This is a genomic window from Algibacter sp. R77976 (assembly GCF_044594645.1).
Lineage (GTDB): Bacteria > Bacteroidota > Bacteroidia > Flavobacteriales > Flavobacteriaceae > Algibacter_B.
Map to the genome: position 1 here is coordinate 3,377,460 of NZ_CP138989.1, position 21,923 is coordinate 3,399,382.

At 31.6% G+C, this 21,923-nt stretch carries 18 protein-coding genes; 10 read left to right on the forward strand and 8 right to left on the reverse strand.

The features are described 5' to 3' along the window. Position 1 precedes the first annotated feature (1 nt). Positions 2–562 carry an NUDIX domain-containing protein gene (locus tag SJY43_RS14395; protein ID WP_396601439.1) on the forward strand — a complete coding sequence of 187 codons (561 nt, stop codon included), beginning with the start codon at positions 2–4 and terminating at the stop codon, positions 560–562. Positions 563–604: 42 nt separating this feature from the next. Here the strand turns inward: SJY43_RS14395 and SJY43_RS14400 are convergent, their stop codons facing one another. Next, positions 605–1,189 (reverse strand): YceI family protein, encoded by a 585-nt coding sequence (locus SJY43_RS14400; RefSeq protein ID WP_396601440.1) that lies wholly within the window; start codon positions 1,187–1,189, stop codon positions 605–607. Between the two features lie 392 nt (positions 1,190–1,581). On the opposite strand from SJY43_RS14400, the gene SJY43_RS14405 reads away from it, so the two are divergent. Next, positions 1,582–2,262: a PrsW family intramembrane metalloprotease gene (locus tag SJY43_RS14405; RefSeq protein ID WP_396601441.1), complete on the forward strand. Its 681-nt coding sequence runs from the start codon at positions 1,582–1,584 to the stop codon at positions 2,260–2,262. 1 nt (position 2,263) lies between these two features. Here SJY43_RS14405 and SJY43_RS14410 read toward each other — a convergent pair whose 3' ends face one another. Next, a complete protein-coding gene (locus tag SJY43_RS14410) occupies positions 2,264–3,739 on the reverse strand; it encodes a T9SS type A sorting domain-containing protein (protein WP_396601442.1) in 1,476 nt (491 codons plus the stop codon). Between the two features lie 172 nt (positions 3,740–3,911). On the opposite strand from SJY43_RS14410, the gene SJY43_RS14415 reads away from it, so the two are divergent. The 3 genes from SJY43_RS14415 to SJY43_RS14425 are packed head-to-tail and all read left to right on the forward strand — an operon-like array spanning position 3,912 to position 7,394. Then, entirely contained in the window at positions 3,912–4,397 is a 486-nt protein-coding gene (locus SJY43_RS14415; protein WP_396601443.1) for an acetyl-CoA carboxylase biotin carboxyl carrier protein subunit, read from the forward strand. A gap of 1 nt (position 4,398) precedes the next feature. Next, positions 4,399–5,841, forward strand: a complete 1,443-nt coding sequence (locus SJY43_RS14420) for an acetyl/propionyl/methylcrotonyl-CoA carboxylase subunit alpha (RefSeq protein WP_396601444.1) — start codon at positions 4,399–4,401, stop codon at positions 5,839–5,841. Between the two features lie 2 nt (positions 5,842–5,843). Further along, positions 5,844–7,394 (forward strand): acyl-CoA carboxylase subunit beta, encoded by a 1,551-nt coding sequence (locus SJY43_RS14425; RefSeq protein ID WP_396601445.1) that lies wholly within the window; start codon positions 5,844–5,846, stop codon positions 7,392–7,394. Between the two features lie 289 nt (positions 7,395–7,683). On the opposite strand, the gene SJY43_RS14430 is transcribed toward SJY43_RS14425, so the two are convergent. From SJY43_RS14430 to SJY43_RS14440, 3 genes are all read right to left on the reverse strand, one after another. Beyond that, on the reverse strand, positions 7,684–9,294 hold the full coding sequence (locus SJY43_RS14430; RefSeq protein WP_396601446.1) for a helix-turn-helix transcriptional regulator: 1,611 nt from the start codon (positions 9,292–9,294) through the stop codon (positions 7,684–7,686). Positions 9,295–9,385: 91 nt separating this feature from the next. Continuing rightward, the gene (locus SJY43_RS14435) at positions 9,386–10,021 is read right to left on the reverse strand and encodes an acyloxyacyl hydrolase (protein WP_396601447.1); all 636 of its coding nucleotides are present in this window, start codon (positions 10,019–10,021) and stop codon (positions 9,386–9,388) included. A gap of 6 nt (positions 10,022–10,027) precedes the next feature. Beyond that, positions 10,028–10,642, reverse strand: coding sequence for a DEAD/DEAH box helicase (locus SJY43_RS14440; RefSeq protein WP_396601448.1), 615 nt, complete (start codon positions 10,640–10,642; stop codon positions 10,028–10,030). Positions 10,643–10,849: 207 nt separating this feature from the next. Between SJY43_RS14440 and SJY43_RS14445 the strand changes: the two genes are divergently transcribed. Beyond that, positions 10,850–12,046 carry a multidrug effflux MFS transporter gene (locus SJY43_RS14445; RefSeq protein WP_396601449.1) on the forward strand — a complete coding sequence of 399 codons (1,197 nt, stop codon included), beginning with the start codon at positions 10,850–10,852 and terminating at the stop codon, positions 12,044–12,046. Between the two features lie 18 nt (positions 12,047–12,064). On the opposite strand, the gene SJY43_RS14450 is transcribed toward SJY43_RS14445, so the two are convergent. The 3 genes from SJY43_RS14450 to SJY43_RS14460 form a co-directional block, all read right to left on the reverse strand. Further along, complete coding sequence (locus SJY43_RS14450; RefSeq protein WP_396601450.1) at positions 12,065–12,583, reverse strand: DinB family protein; 519 nt, start codon at positions 12,581–12,583, stop codon at positions 12,065–12,067. A gap of 5 nt (positions 12,584–12,588) precedes the next feature. Then, positions 12,589–14,355 carry an ABC transporter ATP-binding protein gene (locus SJY43_RS14455; RefSeq protein ID WP_396601451.1) on the reverse strand — a complete coding sequence of 589 codons (1,767 nt, stop codon included), beginning with the start codon at positions 14,353–14,355 and terminating at the stop codon, positions 12,589–12,591. 124 nt (positions 14,356–14,479) lie between these two features. After that, entirely contained in the window at positions 14,480–16,582 is a 2,103-nt protein-coding gene (locus SJY43_RS14460; RefSeq protein ID WP_396601452.1) for a prolyl oligopeptidase family serine peptidase, read from the reverse strand. A 227-nt stretch (positions 16,583–16,809) separates the two neighbouring features. On the opposite strand from SJY43_RS14460, the gene SJY43_RS14465 reads away from it, so the two are divergent. From SJY43_RS14465 to SJY43_RS14480, 4 genes are all read left to right on the forward strand, one after another. Continuing rightward, on the forward strand, positions 16,810–17,424 hold the full coding sequence (locus SJY43_RS14465) for a fumarylacetoacetate hydrolase family protein (RefSeq protein ID WP_396601453.1): 615 nt from the start codon (positions 16,810–16,812) through the stop codon (positions 17,422–17,424). Positions 17,425–17,509: 85 nt separating this feature from the next. Beyond that, a complete protein-coding gene (locus SJY43_RS14470) occupies positions 17,510–19,402 on the forward strand; it encodes a DUF294 nucleotidyltransferase-like domain-containing protein (RefSeq protein ID WP_396601454.1) in 1,893 nt (630 codons plus the stop codon). Between the two features lie 2 nt (positions 19,403–19,404). Beyond that, positions 19,405–20,070, forward strand: a complete 666-nt coding sequence (locus SJY43_RS14475; protein WP_396601455.1) for a PolC-type DNA polymerase III — start codon at positions 19,405–19,407, stop codon at positions 20,068–20,070. A 181-nt stretch (positions 20,071–20,251) separates the two neighbouring features. After that, positions 20,252–21,724 carry a hypothetical protein gene (locus SJY43_RS14480; protein ID WP_396601456.1) on the forward strand — a complete coding sequence of 491 codons (1,473 nt, stop codon included), beginning with the start codon at positions 20,252–20,254 and terminating at the stop codon, positions 21,722–21,724. Positions 21,725–21,923: the final 199 nt, after the last annotated feature.

Genomic DNA, 21,923 nt, shown 5'->3' on the forward strand with positions numbered 1-21,923 from the left:
AATGGATGAGTATATAGACATTGTAGATAAAAACGGAAAACCAACAGGAAAAGCAGAATTAAAATCTATAATCCACACCAAAGGGTATTACCATCATACATCGCATATTTGGTTTTATACTGCCAATGGCAGCATTTTACTATCCCAACGATCTGCTAAAAAAGCGATTTGCCCATTACTTTGGGATGTTTCTGTTGCAGGGCATATTGATGCTGGAGAAACAGCAAAACAAGCAGCGATAAGAGAAACAAAAGAAGAAATTGGTTTAACTATTTCTGAAGCAGACTTGAATAAAATTGGTGTTTTTGAATGTTTCCAGAGCTATAAAAGTGGTATTATAGATAATGAATTTCATAATACCTTTATTGCAAAATTGGATGTTCCATTATCTAAACTAACACCTCAAGAAGAGGAAGTTGAAGCTTTAAAATTAGTTACACTTCAAGAATTTGATACGCTTTTAAAAAACATTGGTAATAATGGCAATCATTTTGTACCCTCAAACAAAGCGTATTATGAGTTGGTATTACAGCAAATAAAAACCTCTTTGCTTAAGGTTTAAGTTAGCAAAGAGGCTTTTCTAATAAATAAATGACTAATAAATTTATATAAAATTAGTTTCAAATTTTAAAAAGATGTCGTCTGTTGCTCTAACAACTCCTAGCATACCTGTAGGAGGTGTAATATTAAACTCAGTTAACTTCAATTTTACTTTACCTTTAAGTTGCACTTTTTCATTAACAATTGTTACATCAAAATTTAATGGAACCGTTTTTTTAGTGCCTGCAATAACTAAATCGCCTATAGTTTCTAATGTGAAAACTCCATTTCCTTTATCAGTAATATTTTGAACTTCAATAAGTGTATATAATATAGTTTTATACTTGTCTGACTTTAAAGCTTTAGAAGCCGTTGAAGTTATTCCTGGCTTAGCACCTTTTAAACTTTCGGTAAGTACTGCTAGTGATAAAGACTCAATCTGACAAGATTCAAGACTATTAAACTTAATTAATCCATTTTGTGTATTGGCGTCAACTTTCCAACCATGAAGATTAGAAGAACCAAAAACAGTTAATGAAGAGTTTTCATTTTCTAATTGTAAAGTTTGGGCTTGGGCTTGATTAAATACAAAGCCTACTAAAACGATACAGATAATTAATTTTCTTAAGATATTTTTTTGTGTATTCATGACATTATGCGATTAAATTATGAGGCAAATTTCAACCTTATGCTATTGAATAAAAATGATAAAAATCATGTTTTCATTATATTTTTCTCAAAATATCACTTTTTTTTAACCGTATTTTATCATATTCTCATTTTGATCAAATATATGGCGTTATCAGAACAAGGTTATTAATTCATTAAAACACTCATTTTCAGCCTATAAATAAATCAAATTATCCTCACTTCATTATTTATTCAAATACACTTTATAAAAGTGAATAAACAACGCATTTAAAAATTTTAATAACCTATATTTAATTAGCAACTTTTGATACCTTTAACCATCTCTTTAAAAATCATTTTAGTAATGACACCGCTTAATTTGTATTACAAGAAATAAAGAAACATAAGTAAATGAATTTATTACTCGCAGCCATTGCACCTATTTGCATCATTATTATGTTTATCTATTTTAAAGATAAATATGAAAAGGAACCTAAGCGTTTACTATTTTATAATTTCCTATTAGGTGCAATTGTTAGTATTATAGTAACCTCCATTCTCTATTATGTATTTGATATTGTTTTACCATTAACAAACAAGACCAGTATTTTTGAGCAATTTATAAAAGCCTTTTTTGTAGTTGGCTTAATTGAAGAATTTAGCAAATACATTATTATTAGATATTTTGCCCAACCAAACAAAGCGTTTAACGAACCTTTTGATGGTATTGTTTATGCCATTATGGTTTCCATGGGGTTTGCAGCAACCGAAAACATATTTTATGTTCTAGAAGGCGGTTATCCAACGGCACTAGCAAGAGCTTTTACAGCAGTTCCTGCACATGCTACATTTGGTATTCTAATGGGTTATTTTATGGGTAAAGCTAAATTTTCTAATAACAGGTTTGTTTTAAATTTAGTTGGATTAGTGTTGGCCATTCTTTTTCATGGCGCTTATGATTTCTTTTTGTTTATAGATTTTATACCTGGTATTTGGGTGGGTGCTTTTATCTCACTTTTTATTGGTCTAGTTTTATCTAGAAAAGCAATTATAAAGCATCAGCAAGATTCTCAATTTAAAGAGGAGATTTAATTTACTCTTTTATAAATTTTAAAGTTTGCTGATTATTTCCAATATAAAAAGTCGCAAAATATAGTCCTTTTGCTAATTGACTAACATCTATTTGTTTTTGATTAAAAAAACGATTTTCAATAATAATCTTTCCAGACACATCTTTAATACTGTAATCGATAAATTGATTCAATGGGGACTGTAATTGCAATTCATGAGTTACAGGGTTTGGAAATAGTGTAATTGCCTGCTTAATAGTTTCAACTTCTGGACCGGATAAAGTAAAACTATTTAATTCTGCCACATAACTATCAACCGAGTCGCCATCTACAGAGCCACTCCAATCGCTAGCAAATAATAATCGAGTTCCTGTTGGGCTAATTGTTACATGTGGTTCCCCCGCATAAGAGAAAGGATCTTCATCACTTCTGTGATGCCCCACTCGGTATACATCTGCATCAAACTCATTAACTTTAGCTATAAATAGTTCTTGATCTAAAAGCTGAACACCATCTCGTTGAAAGCCTAAACATGACACAGCAACCCAACCATCTTCTGTATTTTTATGGGCTAAAGAAGAAATATGAGTTCCTGACTTAGGATACCCATAATCTGCGTAAGTAGTTACAGGGAAACAGTAACCAGTAGTTGCATTATGCGCTACTAATGTACCTTGGCAGCCGCCATATCTTCCTTCCTCGAAATTAACATTATAATAGGCATCATCACCATTACTTAATTTTCCTAGGCAAGAATGCTGTATACCATTTACATTTAAACTTCTTACAAAATCGCCATTCGCATCATAAACATCCCCTCTATGAAAAAATAAATTCCCGCTAGGAAAAGGCATTGGAGCGGTATACTCAATATTTGCAATATTAAACTGTGTTAAGGTTTGTGTTGAGATTCTATAATAATATGCAGCATCATTTCCGCATCTAAAAGCAAATACATCACTATCCCAAGACATCATTTGTATATCGTTACCTCCAGTTAAACCATTACTTCCAGCACAATTACTAATAGTTCTTATGTTAACAAGAATAGTTTTTACTTGAGTTTGTACATTGTAGCTTATTAAATCGTCTGTATTTCCGTCCATATAAAAGAATACATCTGGATCTGAAAAAGACCAAAAAATGGTTTCTATATCATCAGGAACCACATCCGTTAAATTTCTAATAAACGTATAATCTTGACCATTTAAGAGTTGGTGTACGCCACCTCCATAAACAATGATTAAGCTTTCGTCTGCATTCCAAGCTTGTATGGTGCTATACATTGGCTTAATAAAATTTCCTATTGTAGCCTGAGTTATACGCCTAATTTCAGTATTTGGAAACGACGGATCTGTAACGGACTCTAAGTAATTAGGTTTTTCTAAAACTTGCATGGAGTGTTGTTCCAAATCATTAGCTATATAACCTTGTCCTAAATTTTGAGAATAATTTTTAAACACTAAAAAACAGAAAAGTAAAATGGTAATTTTTTTCATCGGGGCATGCTTTATTTTAATGTAATTTATATACGTAAAAAAACAATAATTTAGATGCTAAGCAAATCTAAAAAGAGATAAATAACTATACTAAATTAGCAAGTATACAATTGCTAATTTTAAATATCTTCTATATTATACATATATTTACTAGCATTCAATTGGAATAACTATGAGTAAAAAGTTTAAGGTTAAAGTAAGCAACACCATTAATTTTGAAGTTAGTGAAGATGAAATATCAAACCTTGATGCACTTAAAACTTCGGAAGGAAACTATCATATTCTAAAGGAAAATAAATCATTCGAAGCGCATATAATTGGGGCTAATTTCAACAAGAAATCTTATCAAATAGAAGTTAACAACACTATATATGATGTTAATATTTTTAACGCATTAGATACACTCATTAAAGACATGGGTTTTTCTACTGGTGCTACAAAACAAGTTAAGTCTATAAAGGCACCTATGCCCGGATTAATACTCGAAATGCAAGTTGAAGTTGGACAAACAGTAACAGAAAACGACACCTTATTTATACTTGAAGCTATGAAGATGGAAAATAGCATTACCTCTCCTAGAGACGGTATTATAAAATCAATTTCGGCAAAGAATGGTGATGCTGTTGAAAAGAATCAACTTTTAATAGAGTTTGAATAATATGAAGAAAATACTAGTAGCAAACCGAGGAGAAATAGCCATAAGAGTTATGAAAACTGCCCAAAAAATGGGCATAAAAACGGTTGCTGTTTTTTCGGCAGTAGATCGCAACGCACCTCATGTAAAACTTGCAGATGAAGCGGTTTATATTGGAGAAGCACCATCTAACCAATCGTACCTAAAAGGCGATAAAATTATTGAAGTTGCCAAACAATTACATGTTGACACCATTCATCCTGGATACGGATTTTTGAGTGAAAATGCCGCTTTTGCAGAATTATGCGAAGACAATAATATCATTTTTATTGGCCCTAAGTCAAAAGCCATAAAAATAATGGGAAGCAAACTTGCGGCCAAAGAAGCTGTTAAAGCCTATAACATCCCTATGGTTCCCGGTATTGAAGAAGCTATTACAGATGTAAATAAAGCCAAAGCAATTGCAAAAGAGATAGGATTTCCAATTTTAATAAAAGCATCTGCAGGTGGTGGCGGAAAAGGTATGCGAGTTGTTGAAAAAGAAAGTGATTTAGCATCGCAAATGCAACGTGCCATAAGCGAAGCTACGTCTGCTTTTGGAGATGGCTCGGTATTTATTGAAAAATATGTTTCCTCGCCTCGTCACATAGAAATTCAAGTCATGGCAGATAGCCACGGAACCATTTTACATTTTTTTGAACGCGAATGCAGTATTCAACGTCGCCATCAAAAAGTTATTGAAGAAGCACCGTCTTGTATTTTAACTCCCGAATTGCGAAATGAAATGGGTGAAGCAGCTATAAAAGTAGCTAAAGCTTGTGATTATTTAGGTGCTGGTACCGTTGAGTTTTTATTGGATGCAGACTTTAACTTCTATTTTTTAGAAATGAATACGCGGTTGCAAGTAGAACACCCTGTTACTGAGTTAATTTCTGGAGTAGATTTAGTTGAACTCCAAATTAAAATAGCTCGCGGTGAAGCACTTCAAATAAAACAAGACGATTTAAAAATTAATGGCCATGCCTTAGAGTTACGCGTTTATGCTGAAGATCCGCTAAATGACTTTTTACCAAGCGTAGGCCATTTAGATGTTTATAAAATACCAGAAGGTGAAGGTATTCGTGTTGATAATGGCTTTGAAGAAGGTATGGATATTCCTATTTATTATGACCCGATGCTCTCAAAGTTAATTACATATGCCAAAACTCGAGAAGAAGCAATTCAAATCATGATAAAAGCTATTGAAAACTATCATGTTAAAGGTATCGAAACGACTCTACCCTTTGGTAAATATGTCTGTGAACATGCCGCATTTCGCTCTGGAAATTTCGATACCCATTTTGTAAAGAACTATTACTCACCAGAAGCTTTAAAAGCTGAAACCGAAAACGAAGCTAAGATAGCGGCTTTAATAGCTTTAAAACAGTATCTAGAAGACCAAAAACTACTACGCTTATCTAACTATTAATTATGAACTCGAAACAAGACAAAATAGACAAACTCAATAAAAACTTGGCGCTTTCTAAATTAGGAGGTGGGCAAAAACGTATTGATAAGCAACATGCAAATAAAAAACTAACCGCTAGAGAGCGTATTGACTACTTACTTGATGAAGGTTCTTTTGAAGAAATTGGCGCCTTAGTAACCCATAGAACTACAGATTTTGGTATGCAAGACCAAATATATTATGGCGATGGAGTTGTTACAGGCTATGGAACCATTAATGGCAGATTAATTTATGCATACGCACAAGATTTTACTGTTTTTGGTGGATCACTATCAGAAACTCAAGCTGAAAAAATATGTAAAATCATGGATATGGCTGTTAAGGTAGGTGCTCCAATTATAGGATTAAAAGATTCTGGTGGAGCACGTATTCAAGAAGGTGTTCGTTCGCTTGGTGGTTATGCCGAAATATTTTTCAGAAACGTTCAAATATCTGGTGTCATCCCTCAAATTTCAGCAGTTATGGGGCCTTGTGCTGGAGGGGCTGTATACTCCCCTGCCATAACCGATTTCACGTTAATGGTAGAAGATACAAGCTACATGTTTGTAACAGGACCAAATGTTGTAAAAACAGTAACTAATGAAGAAATTACAAGTGAAGAACTTGGTGGTGCATTTGCTCATGCAACAAAATCTGGAGTAGCACATAAAACTTCTGTAAATGATATTGCGTGTCTTGAAGATATAAAAAAACTTTTAAGTTATTTACCTCAAAACAATCGGGAAACTCCTAAAAAAATAGAAATTAAAATTGAAGATGAAATAAGAGATGTATTGTCTGATATTGTTCCTGAAAGCCCCAATAAACCTTATGATATGCATCAAGTCATTTCTGGTATTATTGATGAAGATTCATTTTATGAAATTCATAAAGACTATGCAGGAAGTATTATTGTTGGGTTCGCAAGACTAGGTGGACGCAGCATTGGAATTATAGCCAATCAACCCATGGCCTTTGCCGGAGTTTTAGGGGTTAATAGTTCAAGAAAAGCGGCACGTTTTACACGTACCTGTGATTGTTTTAATATTCCATTATTAGTTTTAGTTGATGTCCCTGGTTTTTTACCAGGAACCGATCAAGAATGGAATGGCATTATTGTTCATGGTGCAAAACTATTATACGCTCTAAGCGAAGCTACTGTACCTAGAGTAACAGTTATTACTAGAAAAGCCTATGGAGGCGCATATGATGTTATGAACTCTAAACATATTGGTGCCGATTTAAATTTCGCATGGCCAGGAGCAGAAATTGCCGTTATGGGGGCAAAAGGTGCAAGCAAAATTATTTTTAGAAAAGAAATTGCCGCATCTAACAACCCTGAAGAAAAACTTGCCGAAAAAGAAGCCGAATATGCAGATAAATTTGCAAACCCTTACCAAGCTGCTCAGCGCGGTTTCATTGACGAAGTTATTCTACCAAAAAACACAAGACGTAAGTTGTTAAAAGCATTTGATATGCTGGAAGATAAAAAAGTAGAAATGCCTAAACGCAAACATGGTAATATTCCTTTGTAAAAAAAAAGAGCCTAAAAAATTAGACTCTTTTTTTCTCCTCAATTTAATGAACTTAATTAAGTTCTGAATATATCGCTTAAAATCTGTTTTATAACTAACTAAAACGAAATTTGATTTACAACCAACCCAGTAAATCAAATAATACTTTAAATTAAACCTTAAAATTAAACAAATAATTAAGCAATTATCTTAAATCAGAGTAATTGATAATAGCTAAACAAATATCTTAATATCTCTCAAGTTTACGCAATAATTCACTACGCAATTACTACGCAACCTTTAAAAAAGCTTATAAAACCATATTATCCTTCAAAGTATCAGAATAATTGTTCTGTAAATATTCAAGAAGTGTTGTGTCTTTTTTTATGAGATTTATTTTCTTAGATATTCTATAACGTCTACTTTCAACAGATCTAATAGTTGTATTTAGAAATACTGCAATTTCTTTATTTGAAAAATCCATAAATAAATAATAACAAATAATAATTTCAGTTTTGTTTAATTGAGGGTAGTTATTCTTTATTTTATTAAAAAACTCGATATTAAGATCGTTTACTAAATCTAAATGACTTTCACTTTTATCTAATATGGTTGAAGAATTAATATGTAAGTTTTTATATAAATCTTTGATTCTTTCTTTTTGAAGTTTAATGGAGTCTGTTCTTGATATTTGCTTAACCTCAATTTTTAAATTTTTAATATACTCTTCTAAGCCATGAACTTTTATTGCAAGTTGCTCGTTATTTGACTTTAGATATGTTAAACTATTATTTGTCTCATGGCTATAGGTGGTTAACTTGTTTTTTTGCTTATTGTAATAATAAAGACTTATTAAACTGATAATTAATAAAAAGACAAGAATAAAGCCAGCCAAAAAACTATTATATATTTCTTTTTCGTTTTGGGCTTTTAATTCGGTTTCGGCTTTAATTAAAGAATCATTTACTTCAAAACTGGCTTCAATGGTCTTATCGAACATTTGCTTTTGTAACGTGATTAAAGAATCAATATAAGTTTTCGATTTATCTATATTACCCAAATGTTTATTAAAATCAGCATTCAGTCTGTAATAACTTTTTAAAGCACCTACAGCCATGTATTTTACACTCTTACTAGTACTATTTAAATAAAAACGTGTAGAATCTATTTGTTTTGCTTTAAAAAAACTTTCAGCAAAATGACAATTGATAGCTCCTTCAAATGAAGAATAATTGAATCTAATTGTTAATGGATTCGTTTTTAAACTCTTATAATCGTTAAAGTAATGATGCGCTTTATCAAATTCATTTAAACTAATATAGTTTGAGGTTATTATATATAAGGCAAACAACTGGTAATAAGGGTCTTCATCTATGCTTTTATAAACATCAAGTTTACTTAATAACATATTGTTACTTTCGTTATAATCTTGATCTAGAAACTTGGCATGAGCTTCAACCTGCTCTACATCTAGAATACCATATTCATAATCACACTTTTCAAAGAATGATCTTGCCTTTTCTATATACTTTAATGCCGTTTTATCTTTTTCTATAAAATATAAATTTGAAAACAACCCAATACTAGCTTCACCTCCAGCACAAAAATTATTCTCTTTTTCTGCATATTTTATCGCTAGAATAGCGCATTGATGATACTTAGTAAATTCATTAAACTCATCATGAATAATTGCTCTTAACAAATAATAAACGGCGGCTTTACCTGCAATACTTTCTTCAATAGGTTCAGGTATTTCTTCAAGAAAGGATAATGCTTTTATAGAATTATCATCAATATAAATACTTGCTGAATCGACATATTTGTAGTATTTGTTTTCTTGTTGACCAATTGCAAAACAGCAAAAAAGAAGAAAACACAGGCGGAAACTAATATTTTTTAGAGAACGATTAATATTTAGCATTATTTAACTTCTACGTTATTTTATCAAGAGCACATAAAAATAAGTAAATAAAAACAAAATACGTAAAAGATTACAAGGTAAAATTTAAATACTACAATTTGAATAAAACTGAAAACTCGACATTTGTAGTATTATGCCCCCCATTTGGTTGCTTCAATTCTAGGTTAGATGTATGTCTAACTGAATACCTAAAATCTAATTGCACATTCTTAATTTCATGAGATAACCCCAAACCAAAAATATCTGAAAACGCAAATCCTTTAGCCAATCGTTCAGTAGCTTTATCTGCAAACATTGGTCCTACACTTATAAGAGCATAAGTACTTATACCGTTATAAATTTTATATCTGGTTATGAATCCACAGTTTAAAACATACTCTTTAATTGTACGCTTCTGCATATATAGCTCTGTAAGTTCTTGATAATTATCTGCATCACTTGGTTTAACATAATACCTATTTAAAAGCTGGTGCTCAACACTATTAAAACTAGGCTCTAAATTAATTTCAAAAGCCCATTTCTGCTTGTCTTTAAACCTGTAGTTTATTTGAACTTTATAAAAATCTACCTCGTGAGTATAATCCTTTAAATCAAATGGGTATTTGTTTTGAGAACCTGTACCGTAAGTAAATCCTAACTTAAAATTTTCTTTTTTTAATTGCGCAAACCCAACTAAAGAGAAAAAAAGTAGCGCTATAATCAAAGGAATAGTAAACTTTAGTTTCATTAAAATTTATTTAGACTTAATAATTTGGGCATTATACATAAACGTGTCTTGCCAACGCTCAAAGCGTTTATCAAACGTTGTTGAAAACACTAAATACTGGCACTTGCCTATACTTTCTGGAGTTCTAGTAATTTCTGATAGATTATGATTTCCAAATAAAAATTCGGCATCTTCAACAATAAACATTTGTAGTTTATTTAAGTTTATACCATTTAGGTAATACAATTTGTTTAATCGTTTTGGTGTTGCAATTACTATATCGACACCATAATAAATTTCATCGCGTTGAGTATCAATATCTTTTTGATCGTATGCACAATACACTCTTAAGTCTGAACCTCTCATGAAAGCCTTAAACTCTAATTCTAATTCTAAAGCAGCTTGCTTGTCTTTTACAAAAATCAACGCTCTAGGAGCATCTTCAAAAGCTTTTCCTTTTAATTTTTGAATAACACTAAGAATTATACTTGTTGTTTTACCAGCTCCTTTGGGTGCAATACAATACATGCTAGCACCTCCTTTTATTTTAGATAAAGCTAATTTCTGAAAAGCCAACGGCTCACTAAACCCTTTGTTTTCTAGTGCTTCTTTTAAAGGTTGAATGAGTTTTTTAAACGGCATAAAATTGAAGTATTTAATTTGAAAGCAAATATAGCACTAAATACCACTACCAAAAACTGTTTAAAAAAATAAGGCATTTTTATGTTTTTCAAACTTTTATTTACACCAATTACTCAATAGCCAACAAATCAAATTTAGTAATATTAATATTGTATTAATAAATGATTGATGACCAATTAAGAATTAAAAATCTACTATTTTTGCCGTATGAGTAAACCCCAAGAATTTAAGTTAGAATTTGTTGCTTTAATGGCGTCATTAATGTCTATTGTAGCATTGTCTATAGACGCTTTATTACCTGCCCTACCAGATATTAGTAAAACACTTGGAGTAAACAACCCTAATGATAACCAGCTTTTAATAACCATGATTTTTTTGGGACTTGGGTTTGGCCAATTAATATTTGGACCACTCTCTGATAGTTTTGGAAGGAAACCTATTGTGTTTTTCGGTTTTATAGTTTTTATAATTGCAAGCGTTATTTGCTTAACAACAGAACGTTTTGAAATAATGATTATTGGAAGAATTCTACAAGGCATGGGCTTGTCTTCCCCAAGAAGCTTATCGCTTTCCATGATTCGAGATACTTATAGCGGCGATTATATGGCAAAAATTATCTCGATTGTAGTTATGTTTTTCCTTTTAGTACCTGTTATTGCTCCTGCACTTGGTCAGTTCTTAATAACTTTTTTTGATTGGAAATCTATTTTTTACTTCAATTTGATTTTTGGAGTTCTAATCATGTTTTGGTTTTGGAAACGTCAGCCAGAAACTTTACTTAAAGAAAATCGAATAAAATTTACTGCTAGTCTTTTCTTTGATGGCACAAAAGAATTCTTTAAACAGAAAGAAGCTGTAGCATTTACATTTGTTTCTGGGTTTATAACGGGCTCATTTATGGTGTATCTAAGTACTTCCCAACAAATTTTCCAAGAGCAATATAATTTAGCCGAAATGTTTCCGTACATCTTTGCTAGTTTAGCTATTTCTATTGGTTTAGCTACTTTTTTAAACAGCAGGTTAGTTGTTAAGTACGGTATGATGCGAATTGCTTTTTTAGCTAACATCGCTTATGCTTTAATTTCTGTTTTATATGTTGTTTTATTTTGGTCTGGTAACAACCCGAGCATATCTGTTTTACTAAGCTTTTTTGCTTTTCAGTTTTTTGCTGTAGGTTTTTTGTTTGGGAATTTACGCGCTATTGCCATGCAACCCTTAGGCCATATTGCTGGCATAGGCGCAGCAATTAATGGTTTTATATCTACCGTGATGGCAGTACCTATTGCTAACTATATTGGAGGTTTTGTAAAAACATCTGTACTTCCCTTATTTATTGGGTTTTCTGTTTTTGGGTTTCTATCCTTATTTGTTTTTATGTTGGTAAAAAAGAATGCGAGGACATAAAATCTATTTATATAGGTGTTATAAATAACGTTCTTTAATAACTTCTATATGATGTATCTCATGGCCAATTGTAATGAAAGCTGCTGCTCTTGAAGACATTACATTTTCGCTAGCATTTCCTATAAATTTTAAATCGCTGTCTTTTAAGCTTTTTAAAAGTAGAATAAAACTATGCCTTACAGATTTATATTCTTCGATTAAATCGGTAATAGATTTTTCATTTGCATGAGAAGGATCGATATAATCATCTTGCTCGTATCCTGCCAAAGGTGTTTTATCATTCCTTGCTATTCTAAAACAGCGGTACATAAAAACGCGTTCTGTATCTATGATATGCTGAAAAATTTCTTTAACACTCCATTTATCTTCAGCATAACGATACTCTAATTTATCATTAGGAATGCTTTCAAAAAAGTTTACAATTTTAACTTCCCCTTTTTTAAAACCCTCAACTAGAGACATTTCATCTGAAACCTTACTAATATAAGTTTTATAATATGGGTAATATTCCGATGCTTTTAAATCTGTTACTTGCATATGTTTTAAATTTTTGCTTGATATGTATATAAATCAAAATACCTTCCGTTAAGAGCTATCAATTCGTCATGTGTTCCGCGTTCTACAATTCGTCCAGCTTCAATAACTAAAATTTGATCTGCTTTTCTAATGGTACTTAATCTGTGAGCAATAACAATGGTTGTTCTGTCTTTAACTAACTCATTTAAACTTTTCTGAATTAAAGCTTCACTTTCGGTATCTAAATTTGAAGTTGCTTCATCTAAAATTATCACTTTAGGGTTTGCCAAAATGGCACGTGCAATGGCCAAACGTTGACGTTGCCCACCAGAAAGCTTCACGCCTCTTTCTCCAATCAAGGTTTCTAAACCATCATCGAAACGATCTGTAAATTCATTTACGTATGCCGCTTTTACCGCATTTTGTAATTCTTCTTCGGTTGCATTTGGCCTTGGAAACATAATATTCTCTCTAATAGAACCTTCAAATAAAAATTCGTCTTGAAGTACTACACCTAAATATTGCCGGTAACTATTCAGTTTTACTTTAGATAAATCTTGACTATCAATACTGACTTTTCCTGATTTAGGGTTTAAAAATGTTGCCGATAAGCCTGCAATGGTCGATTTTCCAGAACCAGAACTCCCCACTAAAGCTGTTACAGAACCTGCTGGCGCTTTAAAATTAATATCATGAAGTACTTCTTTGCCTTCTTCATATGAAAACGATACATCGTTAAATTCAATATCACCATTTAATCTTTTAAGCTGAATGGTTCTGCTTTCATTATCTTCTTCGGCAGTCATATTCATTAGCTCTTCTGTTCTATCTAATCCAGCAAGAGCTTCTGTTAATTGGCTACCAATATTACTCATTTGCACTATAGGAGCAATCATAAAACCAAGTAGAAGCGTGAAGAACAAGAAATCACCCGTGGTCATCTCACCTATAATCATGTAGTAACCTCCAATACCCATAATTCCCGTTGTTGCTACGCCTATTAAAAACGTTGACGAACTCGTCATTAAAGCAGTTGCAGTTAAACTCTTTTTTACATTTTGAAACAATTTGTCTACACCTTTTTCAAAAACAATATTTTCTTGTTCTTCTGCATTAAAGGCTTTTATAACTCTAACACCCGCTAAAGTTTCGGTAAGCCTACCTTTTACTTCGGCATTTATTTTCCCTCGTTTTCTAAAAATAGGACGAATGTATTTAAAAGCTCTTAAGGCTATATATCCAAATATAGAGAGGGGAACAAATACAAAAAGTGTCATCCATGGGTTTAGTTTAATTAAAATAATTAGTGAAATTATTGCTGTAAACGAACCACCAACCAATTGCACTAGTCCGGTACCAATTAAATTTCGAACACCTTCAACATCACTCATAATTCGTGATACTAAAGCACCCGACTTTGTATTATCGAAAAAACTAATTGGTAAAGACAATACTTTCTTTTGAACTTGAGCACGCAACTCACTTATTAAATATTGAGCTTGTACGCTTAAAACTTTAACTAATAAAAATGATGTTGTAGCTTGTATTGTAATAGCTGCTAACACAATACCTATTAAAGTATAAATTTGAGAAACATCTTTACTTGGTACAACTTCATCTAACAAAATCTTACTCTGCCATGGTAAAACTAATCCTGCTAAACTGCGAATTACTATTAAAACTAAACCAATAAAAACGAGCTTTCGCCTTGGCCAAATAATAGTTTTAAAGGCTTGCGCCATGGTAACTTTTGTTTTGGTTTTATTTTTTGATGTTTCTTTGAGGTGTTGCATGTATGACTAAAATAATATGGATTACAAAATTACGCATTACAGAATTATAAAACAGAGGCTCTTAAATTAAAAAAACATCCTAAATGAGTCCTTTTTAAATACTTTACAAATACCAAAGGCATTACTACTTATTACCCTCTAATTGATGAAACAAAAAGCCATAAATAAAAACAAACTCTTCTAATAATCCTGCATTAGTGAAAGCTCCTGAATGTCCCACTTTATTCTGAGACCATAATAACACAGGGTTTGTTTGATAGGGATTACTCTGAACCTTAGCTGTGAATTTATATGAATGTAAAGGCGGAACACGATTATCATGCTTACCTGTTACTAATAATATTGATGGGTAATCGATTGATGTTTTTATATTTTGGTAAGGCGAATAGGATAATAGGTTGTTAAAATCTTCAATATTTTTTACCGATCCATATTCTTTAATATTTCCAATACTAGAACCTACCGTAAACTGTTCAAACCTAAGCATATCTAACGCACCCACATCAATAACTGCACTACCAAAAAGTTCGGGCCTTTGGGTTAGGGCAGCTCCAACTACTAAACCACCATGTGATGTACCAGTAATCGCAATTTTTTTTGATGATGTATATTGCTTATCGATTAAAAACTCTGCTGCCGAAATAAAATCTTTAATTCCATTTTTCTTCTTAAGCCTTTGCCCGTCTTTTACCCATTCTTCTCCTAACCCGCCACTTCCTCTTATATCAACATACGCAAATGCTCCTCCGTTTTCAATAAAATAAACGATACCAGGATTAAAATGCGGTATATTGGTTGTTCCGTATCCACCATATGTTTTTAACAAAAATGGTGTTGATTTATCTTTTTTTAATGAATCTTTAAATACCATAAAAATAGGCACTTTTACACCATCATGAGACGTATAATAATCCTGTTTAAACCTATAACTCTTAAAATCAAAATTCACATCAGTAGCACCAACCAAATCATAATTAAAAGTTTCTAAATCTAATTTATAAAGCACATGTGGTATCGTATAAGAACTCAAATAAAAAAAGAACTCTTCGTAATTCTCATTATAACCAATATTACTAACCGACAATCCTTTTGGGAGTATTGTTTCGTTTAAGACCTTACCTTCATAATCTATTTTTGCTAAAAATGAACCTTTAACAGAATAATAGGAGGCAACTATAAAATCATCCAGCATTTCTATATCTTGCAACTCATGCTCATTATAAGCTGGTGATATCAAATTAAATTTTTTGGGTTCATTAACATTAATTGATAAAAACTGTTTTTTTCCATTTATACGAGTCGTTGCAAAAAGTAAACTATCTTTTATCCTATTAAAACTTAAATCATATTTTGTATTTATCAGAAAAGGTTTAAAGCTTAATTTATTTGAAGATGGATTAAACAAATAATAATTATAAATTTCTGTTTTAGTGTTTTCTCTTTTAATTATATAAAAATCTTCTTTTTTTGTACCAATTATAGTTACATCTTCATCATCGCTATAGGACTTAAACATAAGTTTATCATCAGCCTGTTTTGTTTCAACTTTATGATACATTATTGTGGGTCTTTTATAAACTGCATTAACAGAATCAAAAGGATACTTTTTATAGAAGAACCCATCATTCCACCAATAAACGGCAGAGCTACGCGTGTGTCTTAAAACGTTCTGATAATGTCTCTTTTTATCTATTTTTACAACTCTAATTTCATGCCAATCACTACCGTTTCTACTATACTTATAAGCTAATAATGTATTATTTTTAGATACATTAAAATAATCAATGTCTATTTTATCTCTGGTTGAAATAGCTGTTGAATTAACCAAAATATTATAACTAGAGTTAATTCCTTTTTTATAGTATAATGAAGGTGTACTGTTTGAACCTTCCACAAAGTATGTGAAGTAATACTTATCCTTGCTTTCTTTTTTAATTTTACCATCATAATCACCTAAATCACTAAACAAATATTTATTCATTTGTTCATCCGTTTTATTGGATCTCGTTAATTTCTTTAAATATCTTTTAGATATTTTATTTTGGCCATCTATCCAATCTATTACAGAATCGTTTTCTTGAGACTCTAACCATCTATATTCGTCAATAATTTCTTTACCATGAAAATTTTCAATAACTGATTTTTTTATTGTTTTTGGGTAAATAATTTGCCCAGAAACGGTATTAACAAAAAAGACTATTAGGATAGGAATGCAATTAAACTTCATAAAGGTCATCATTTATTTCAAATAAAATTTACAGGAAAACACTCATGATTTTTAAATAAAAAAATAATGAGTATTAGCAAATTTTAAAGGTAGATTCGAATATATAAAAAAATGTTTAAAGCCAAATAAACATAAGGCTTAATAAAATTAAAAACTCCCATTTAATTTATTATTTTTATAGCTCAAACAATTGTAAATTTTTAGACAACAAATTTAAAACTAAACAGATGAAAATAATAGGCATAGGTAAAAACTACGTAAACGATAAAAGTGAAATTGCAGGAATAAAAACAGGGCATCAGCTTATATTCTTAAAGGCTGAAAGTACTTTGGTTACAGACAATAAAGACATTGTTTTCCCAAAGATTACAGAACAATTAATTTATGAATTAGAATTGGTTGTTAAAATAGGCAAACAAGGCAAAGATATTCCAGAAAGCGAAGCTGCTTCTTACATTAGCGAAATTGGTGTAGGTATAGATTACACAGCTAAAGATGTGCTTACAGCAAGCAGAGAAAACAAAGGGCCTTGGGCATTGGCCAAAGGGTTTGATGGGGCGTCTCCTGCAAATGGTTTTAAACCCGTTTCAAACTTTCCTGACTTAAACAACATTAACTTTAGTTTGACTATTAATGGTGAAGAAAAACAGTCTGGAAACACCACAGATATGATTTACAATTTTGTAGAGATTATTTCTTTTGTTTCAAAATATATGACTCTAGAACCTGGTGATTTAATTTTTACAGGAACACCTGCTTCTGGGGCTGGACAAAATGTAAAAGGCGACCATTTACAAGCTTCAGTAGAAGGTGAATTGTTACTCGATTTTAAATTGATCTAATTAGGCATTACTAAAATTTAAAATACGATACTAAAAAATAGCATAACTAATAGATAATCAGTTGCTTTTTCATTAAATTGCTAGTATGAATACCATTGCGGAGCGTATCTACGATTTTCTGAAGGCATTTCCGCCTTTTAGTATGTTAACAAGCGTGCAATTGCTTGAAATTTGCAAGGCTGTTGATATACATTATTTAGAAAAAGAAACTGATTTATTTATTGCTGGAAAACCAATTGAAAACCAATTCTATGTGGTTAAAGATGGGGCAATTGGTTTATTTAGAGAAGAAACTCTGGCCTTAGTAGATGAATGTGATGTAGGTGATATTTTTGGCTTACGCGCCCTTATGAGAAAGGGCGAATACAAACTAAGTGCAAAGGCTATTGAAGAGAGTATTGTATATAGTATTTCTTCTGAATTATTTGAAGACTATATAACTACTAATGCTGAAGCAAGCGCTTTTTTAATGTCGAGTTTTGCGGCCAATATAAGTTATATTGAATCTAACCCTTTACAGCGCAGAAATCAGACTGAAAATATTCAAGATTTTTTTGAAGAACAATTTGCAGATTATTCTAAAAACCCAATAAACTGTAGTGCCCAAACAAGTATAAAAGAAGCAGCTCAAATTATGACCAACAAACGCGTTGGCTCCATAATTATAGCAAAAAACAATATGCCAATTGGTATTATTACAGATAAAGATTTACGAATTAAAATTGCTACTGGGCTTATTTCTATAGAAGAATCTGTTACAAAAATAATGTCTTCGCCAGTTATTACTTATCCTGAAAACATAACGGTTGCAGAAGCGCAAATTGCAATGATTAAAAATAGAATCACGCATTTGTGTATTACAAAAGATGGCACTCCAAATTCGGAATTAAAAGGCATTTTATCTGAACATGATATTGTAGTTATTCGAGAAAATAATGCTTCGGTTTTAATTAAAGAAGTAAAACGTGCTAAAACTGCAGAAGAATTAAAACACATACGCGAACGGGCACATCAAGTGCTAAAACGGTACATAAAACAGCAAATACCAATCATATTTGCTACTAAAATAATAGCGTTGGTAAACGAAAGCATTACACAGCGCATTATTGATTTAGCTATAGTTGATATGTATGAACCGCCACCTACTACATTTTCGTGGTTAGCCATTGGCAGTCAAGGGCGCGAAGAGCAGTTATTATTCACAGATCAAGATAATGCATTAGTGTTTGGCAATGTTAGCGAAAGTGAATATGCCAAAACACAATCCTATTTTTTAGAGCTTGCTAAAAAAATAAACCATGATTTAAATATAGTCGGTTTTGAGCTATGTCCTGCAGATATGATGGGCAGTAACCCAAAATGGTGTTTATCTGTTTCTCAATGGAATGAGCAGTTTAAAGCATGGATTACCAAACCAGATCAAGACAATTTAATGCTCTGTACTATTTTCTTTGATTTTGAATTTGTTTATGGTGATGCAAATCTAGTAGATATGATGGCTAAAAGTATTTTTGAGTCAATTGATTCTAGAGATATTTTTTTAAATTACTTAGGATTAAATGCTTTAAAAAATCCAGCTCCATTGAGTTTCTTTAGACAGTTTTTAGTAGAACATGACGGAGAACACAAAGACCAATTTGATATTAAAGCACGCGCCATGATGCCTCTAGTTGATGCAGCACGTTTATTAATACTTTCTAAAAACACTAAAACACAGAGCAATACCATAACACGGTATGAGAAACTTGCAGCACTAGAACCACAAAATAAAGATGTTTATTTTGCATGCCGTAATGCTTTTAAAAAACTGCTTCGCTTTAGAACAGAGCAGGGTTTACTGCATAATGATTCTGGGCGTTTTATAGATTTAGAATCATTAAGTAAAGCGAATAGATTGGAATTAAAAAACTGCTTCAAAGCAGTCAAAGATATTCAAGACCTTATACAAACCAGATTTAAACTTTCGCAATTTCTTTAATTATGAATTGGTTTAAAAAAAAGACATACCCAGACTTTTGGAATCAATACATCGCACATTTTAAATCGAAGCAAAATAAAGATTTAGACACCATTCGTTTTGTGGTTTTTGATACTGAAACAACCGGATTAGACATAAAAAAAGATCGCATGCTTTCCATTGGAACTATTGCTGTTTTTAATGGTGTTATTAAAGTAGCTGATAGTTTTGAGTGTTATGTAAAACAAGACTTGTTTAATGCTGAAACTGTTAAAATTCATGGATTGCTTAAAGCAGGTGTTAACAAAAAACTTAGTGAGCAAGAGGCTGTTATTCAGTTTTTAGATCATATTAAAAATGCTGTTTTAGTTGCTCACCATGCTGCTTTTGATGTGGCTATTATAAACCAAGCTTTGACGCGTTTAGATTTGCCAAAATTAAAAAACAAAGTACTAGATACAGGGCACTTGTTTAACAAAACAAAACTTGACACCTCCAAACTTCATTTTAGTTTAGACCATTTATCAGACCGGTTTAACATTCCACAACATGACCGACACACAGCCTCTGGTGATGCTTATATTACTGCTGTTTTATTAGTAAAACTTATTGCTATTTTAAAGAAAAAGAACAACAAGTTAACACTTGATGATTTATTACGATCGAATAATAGAATTGGTTTATTATAAAGTCCCTCTTTTGTTGTAAGACTACCATTTTTTTTAAGTTACAAGGTTATTATCTACTTAAAAGCACACATATCGTGCTAAAAAACAAACATTTATAACTAAAAAAAAGAAAACTTACCTGTAGCTTTTTTTTAATAAAGTTGTAATTTAGTTCTGCTATTTAACCCTTAAAACCAAAACCATGCAATCTCGACTACTATCCGTTTTTCTAATTACTTTATTTGTTACTATAAGTTTTGCTCAAGAAAAAAACAAATTCAACCCTTACAGTCAACCAAAAAAATGGAAAAAAGAGGAAGCGCGATTACAAAAATTAAAAGAAGATAAAAAAGATGGGCAAAAAATATGGGAATTAGATTATGGCGAATATAGAATCTATAAGTCTGATGGTGCTGTTGCCCGTTTTGAGTCTAATACTTCTAAAAGAACACCAAAAAAATTTACTGCTCTAACTGGTAATCGTAAAGGCAATTCGCCATCAAAAGAAGATATATTTATTACTTACAGAGGTACTTGCGGACAACAAATTATGTTAGAAACAAGCCAATTATTCCAACATAACCCGTTATTACAAACCTTTATAAAAACTAGAAAGCTAGAAGATATACCTATTAAAAGCATGCTAAATGCAATGGTAAAAGGTTTAAAAACAGAATGTGACGAGCTAGAATCTGTACGCATCAAGATTGGACCATTATACCTACCAAGAACAGAAGCCACGGGCAAAGACGAGTTGATTACTTTACAGGCAAATATGTCTAAAGCCTCGAACTGGACACTTAAAGAAGGGTTTGGAGAATCATTAGATGCTTTAGTAATAAAATTTAACACAGGAACTTACTTAAACACATATTTAGCTGTTAAGTATGAAGGCCCTTGTAAGACTGTTCAAAAATTAAAAATAGAACCCGTATTTAGTAATAACACAGAACGTTATGCTTACCGAAAACCAACAGGTTTATTATATTATGAAAACCTTGCAAAACTTGCTATTAAAGATTTTATTTTAGAATGTCCTGACGTTGAATCTTTTGAGTTTTCATTACCAGAAGATATTCCAGACTCTGTTTTTAGAAGAGAAGGTACCAAAGGTGTTATTAAAGCCAACAAAAACAATAATTGGGAGTTAGATATGTCTGATTTTGGATATTATAGTGCAGAAGCACCAAGAATTAACTCATATAGTGATATGATTACGCAATTAGAAACTAATGAGTTTCCATTTTTTGATCGCTATGAAGACTTTTTCAAATTGTTTTACGAAGACTTCATGGATGTCTACGGAACCACTTGTAGAAGCAATTTAAATAATGTTACTAAAATAAGCATTCACGCTTTTGAAAGTAGATACAATAGTGAAGGTTACAAAGTAAGCGAAACATCTCTTGGCGATCCACAAGTTTCGTTTATAGAAACAAAATACCTGAGAACCTACAAGACGTTTTCTGCACACAATAAAAAAACTGTGCTCTACAATATTTTTAAAGCTTATATAACAGGTAAATCTCAAAATAATATTGAACCCGTTAGGCAAGCCATTTTATTTAGATTAGAAGGTTCGCAACAAATTAAAAAATATATTAATTCTAATTGCAGCGACCCAAAACTTAAAACGCTGTATAACTATATTCAAGAATTAGCTAAAACAAATTAAATATTAGCTTCGATATAAGATATTCTACTTTTAGGTTTTAAATAACAAAAAAAGCAACCATTAAGGTTGCTTTTTTTTACGCATTAGGGATTGAGCGATTGTTGGAGCTCCTCGCAGAGAGTGACTCGTGAAATATTAATATTCATGAGTTCCTAATTTTAAAATATTAGCCCACGAATAAAGCCCGACCCTTGTGGTA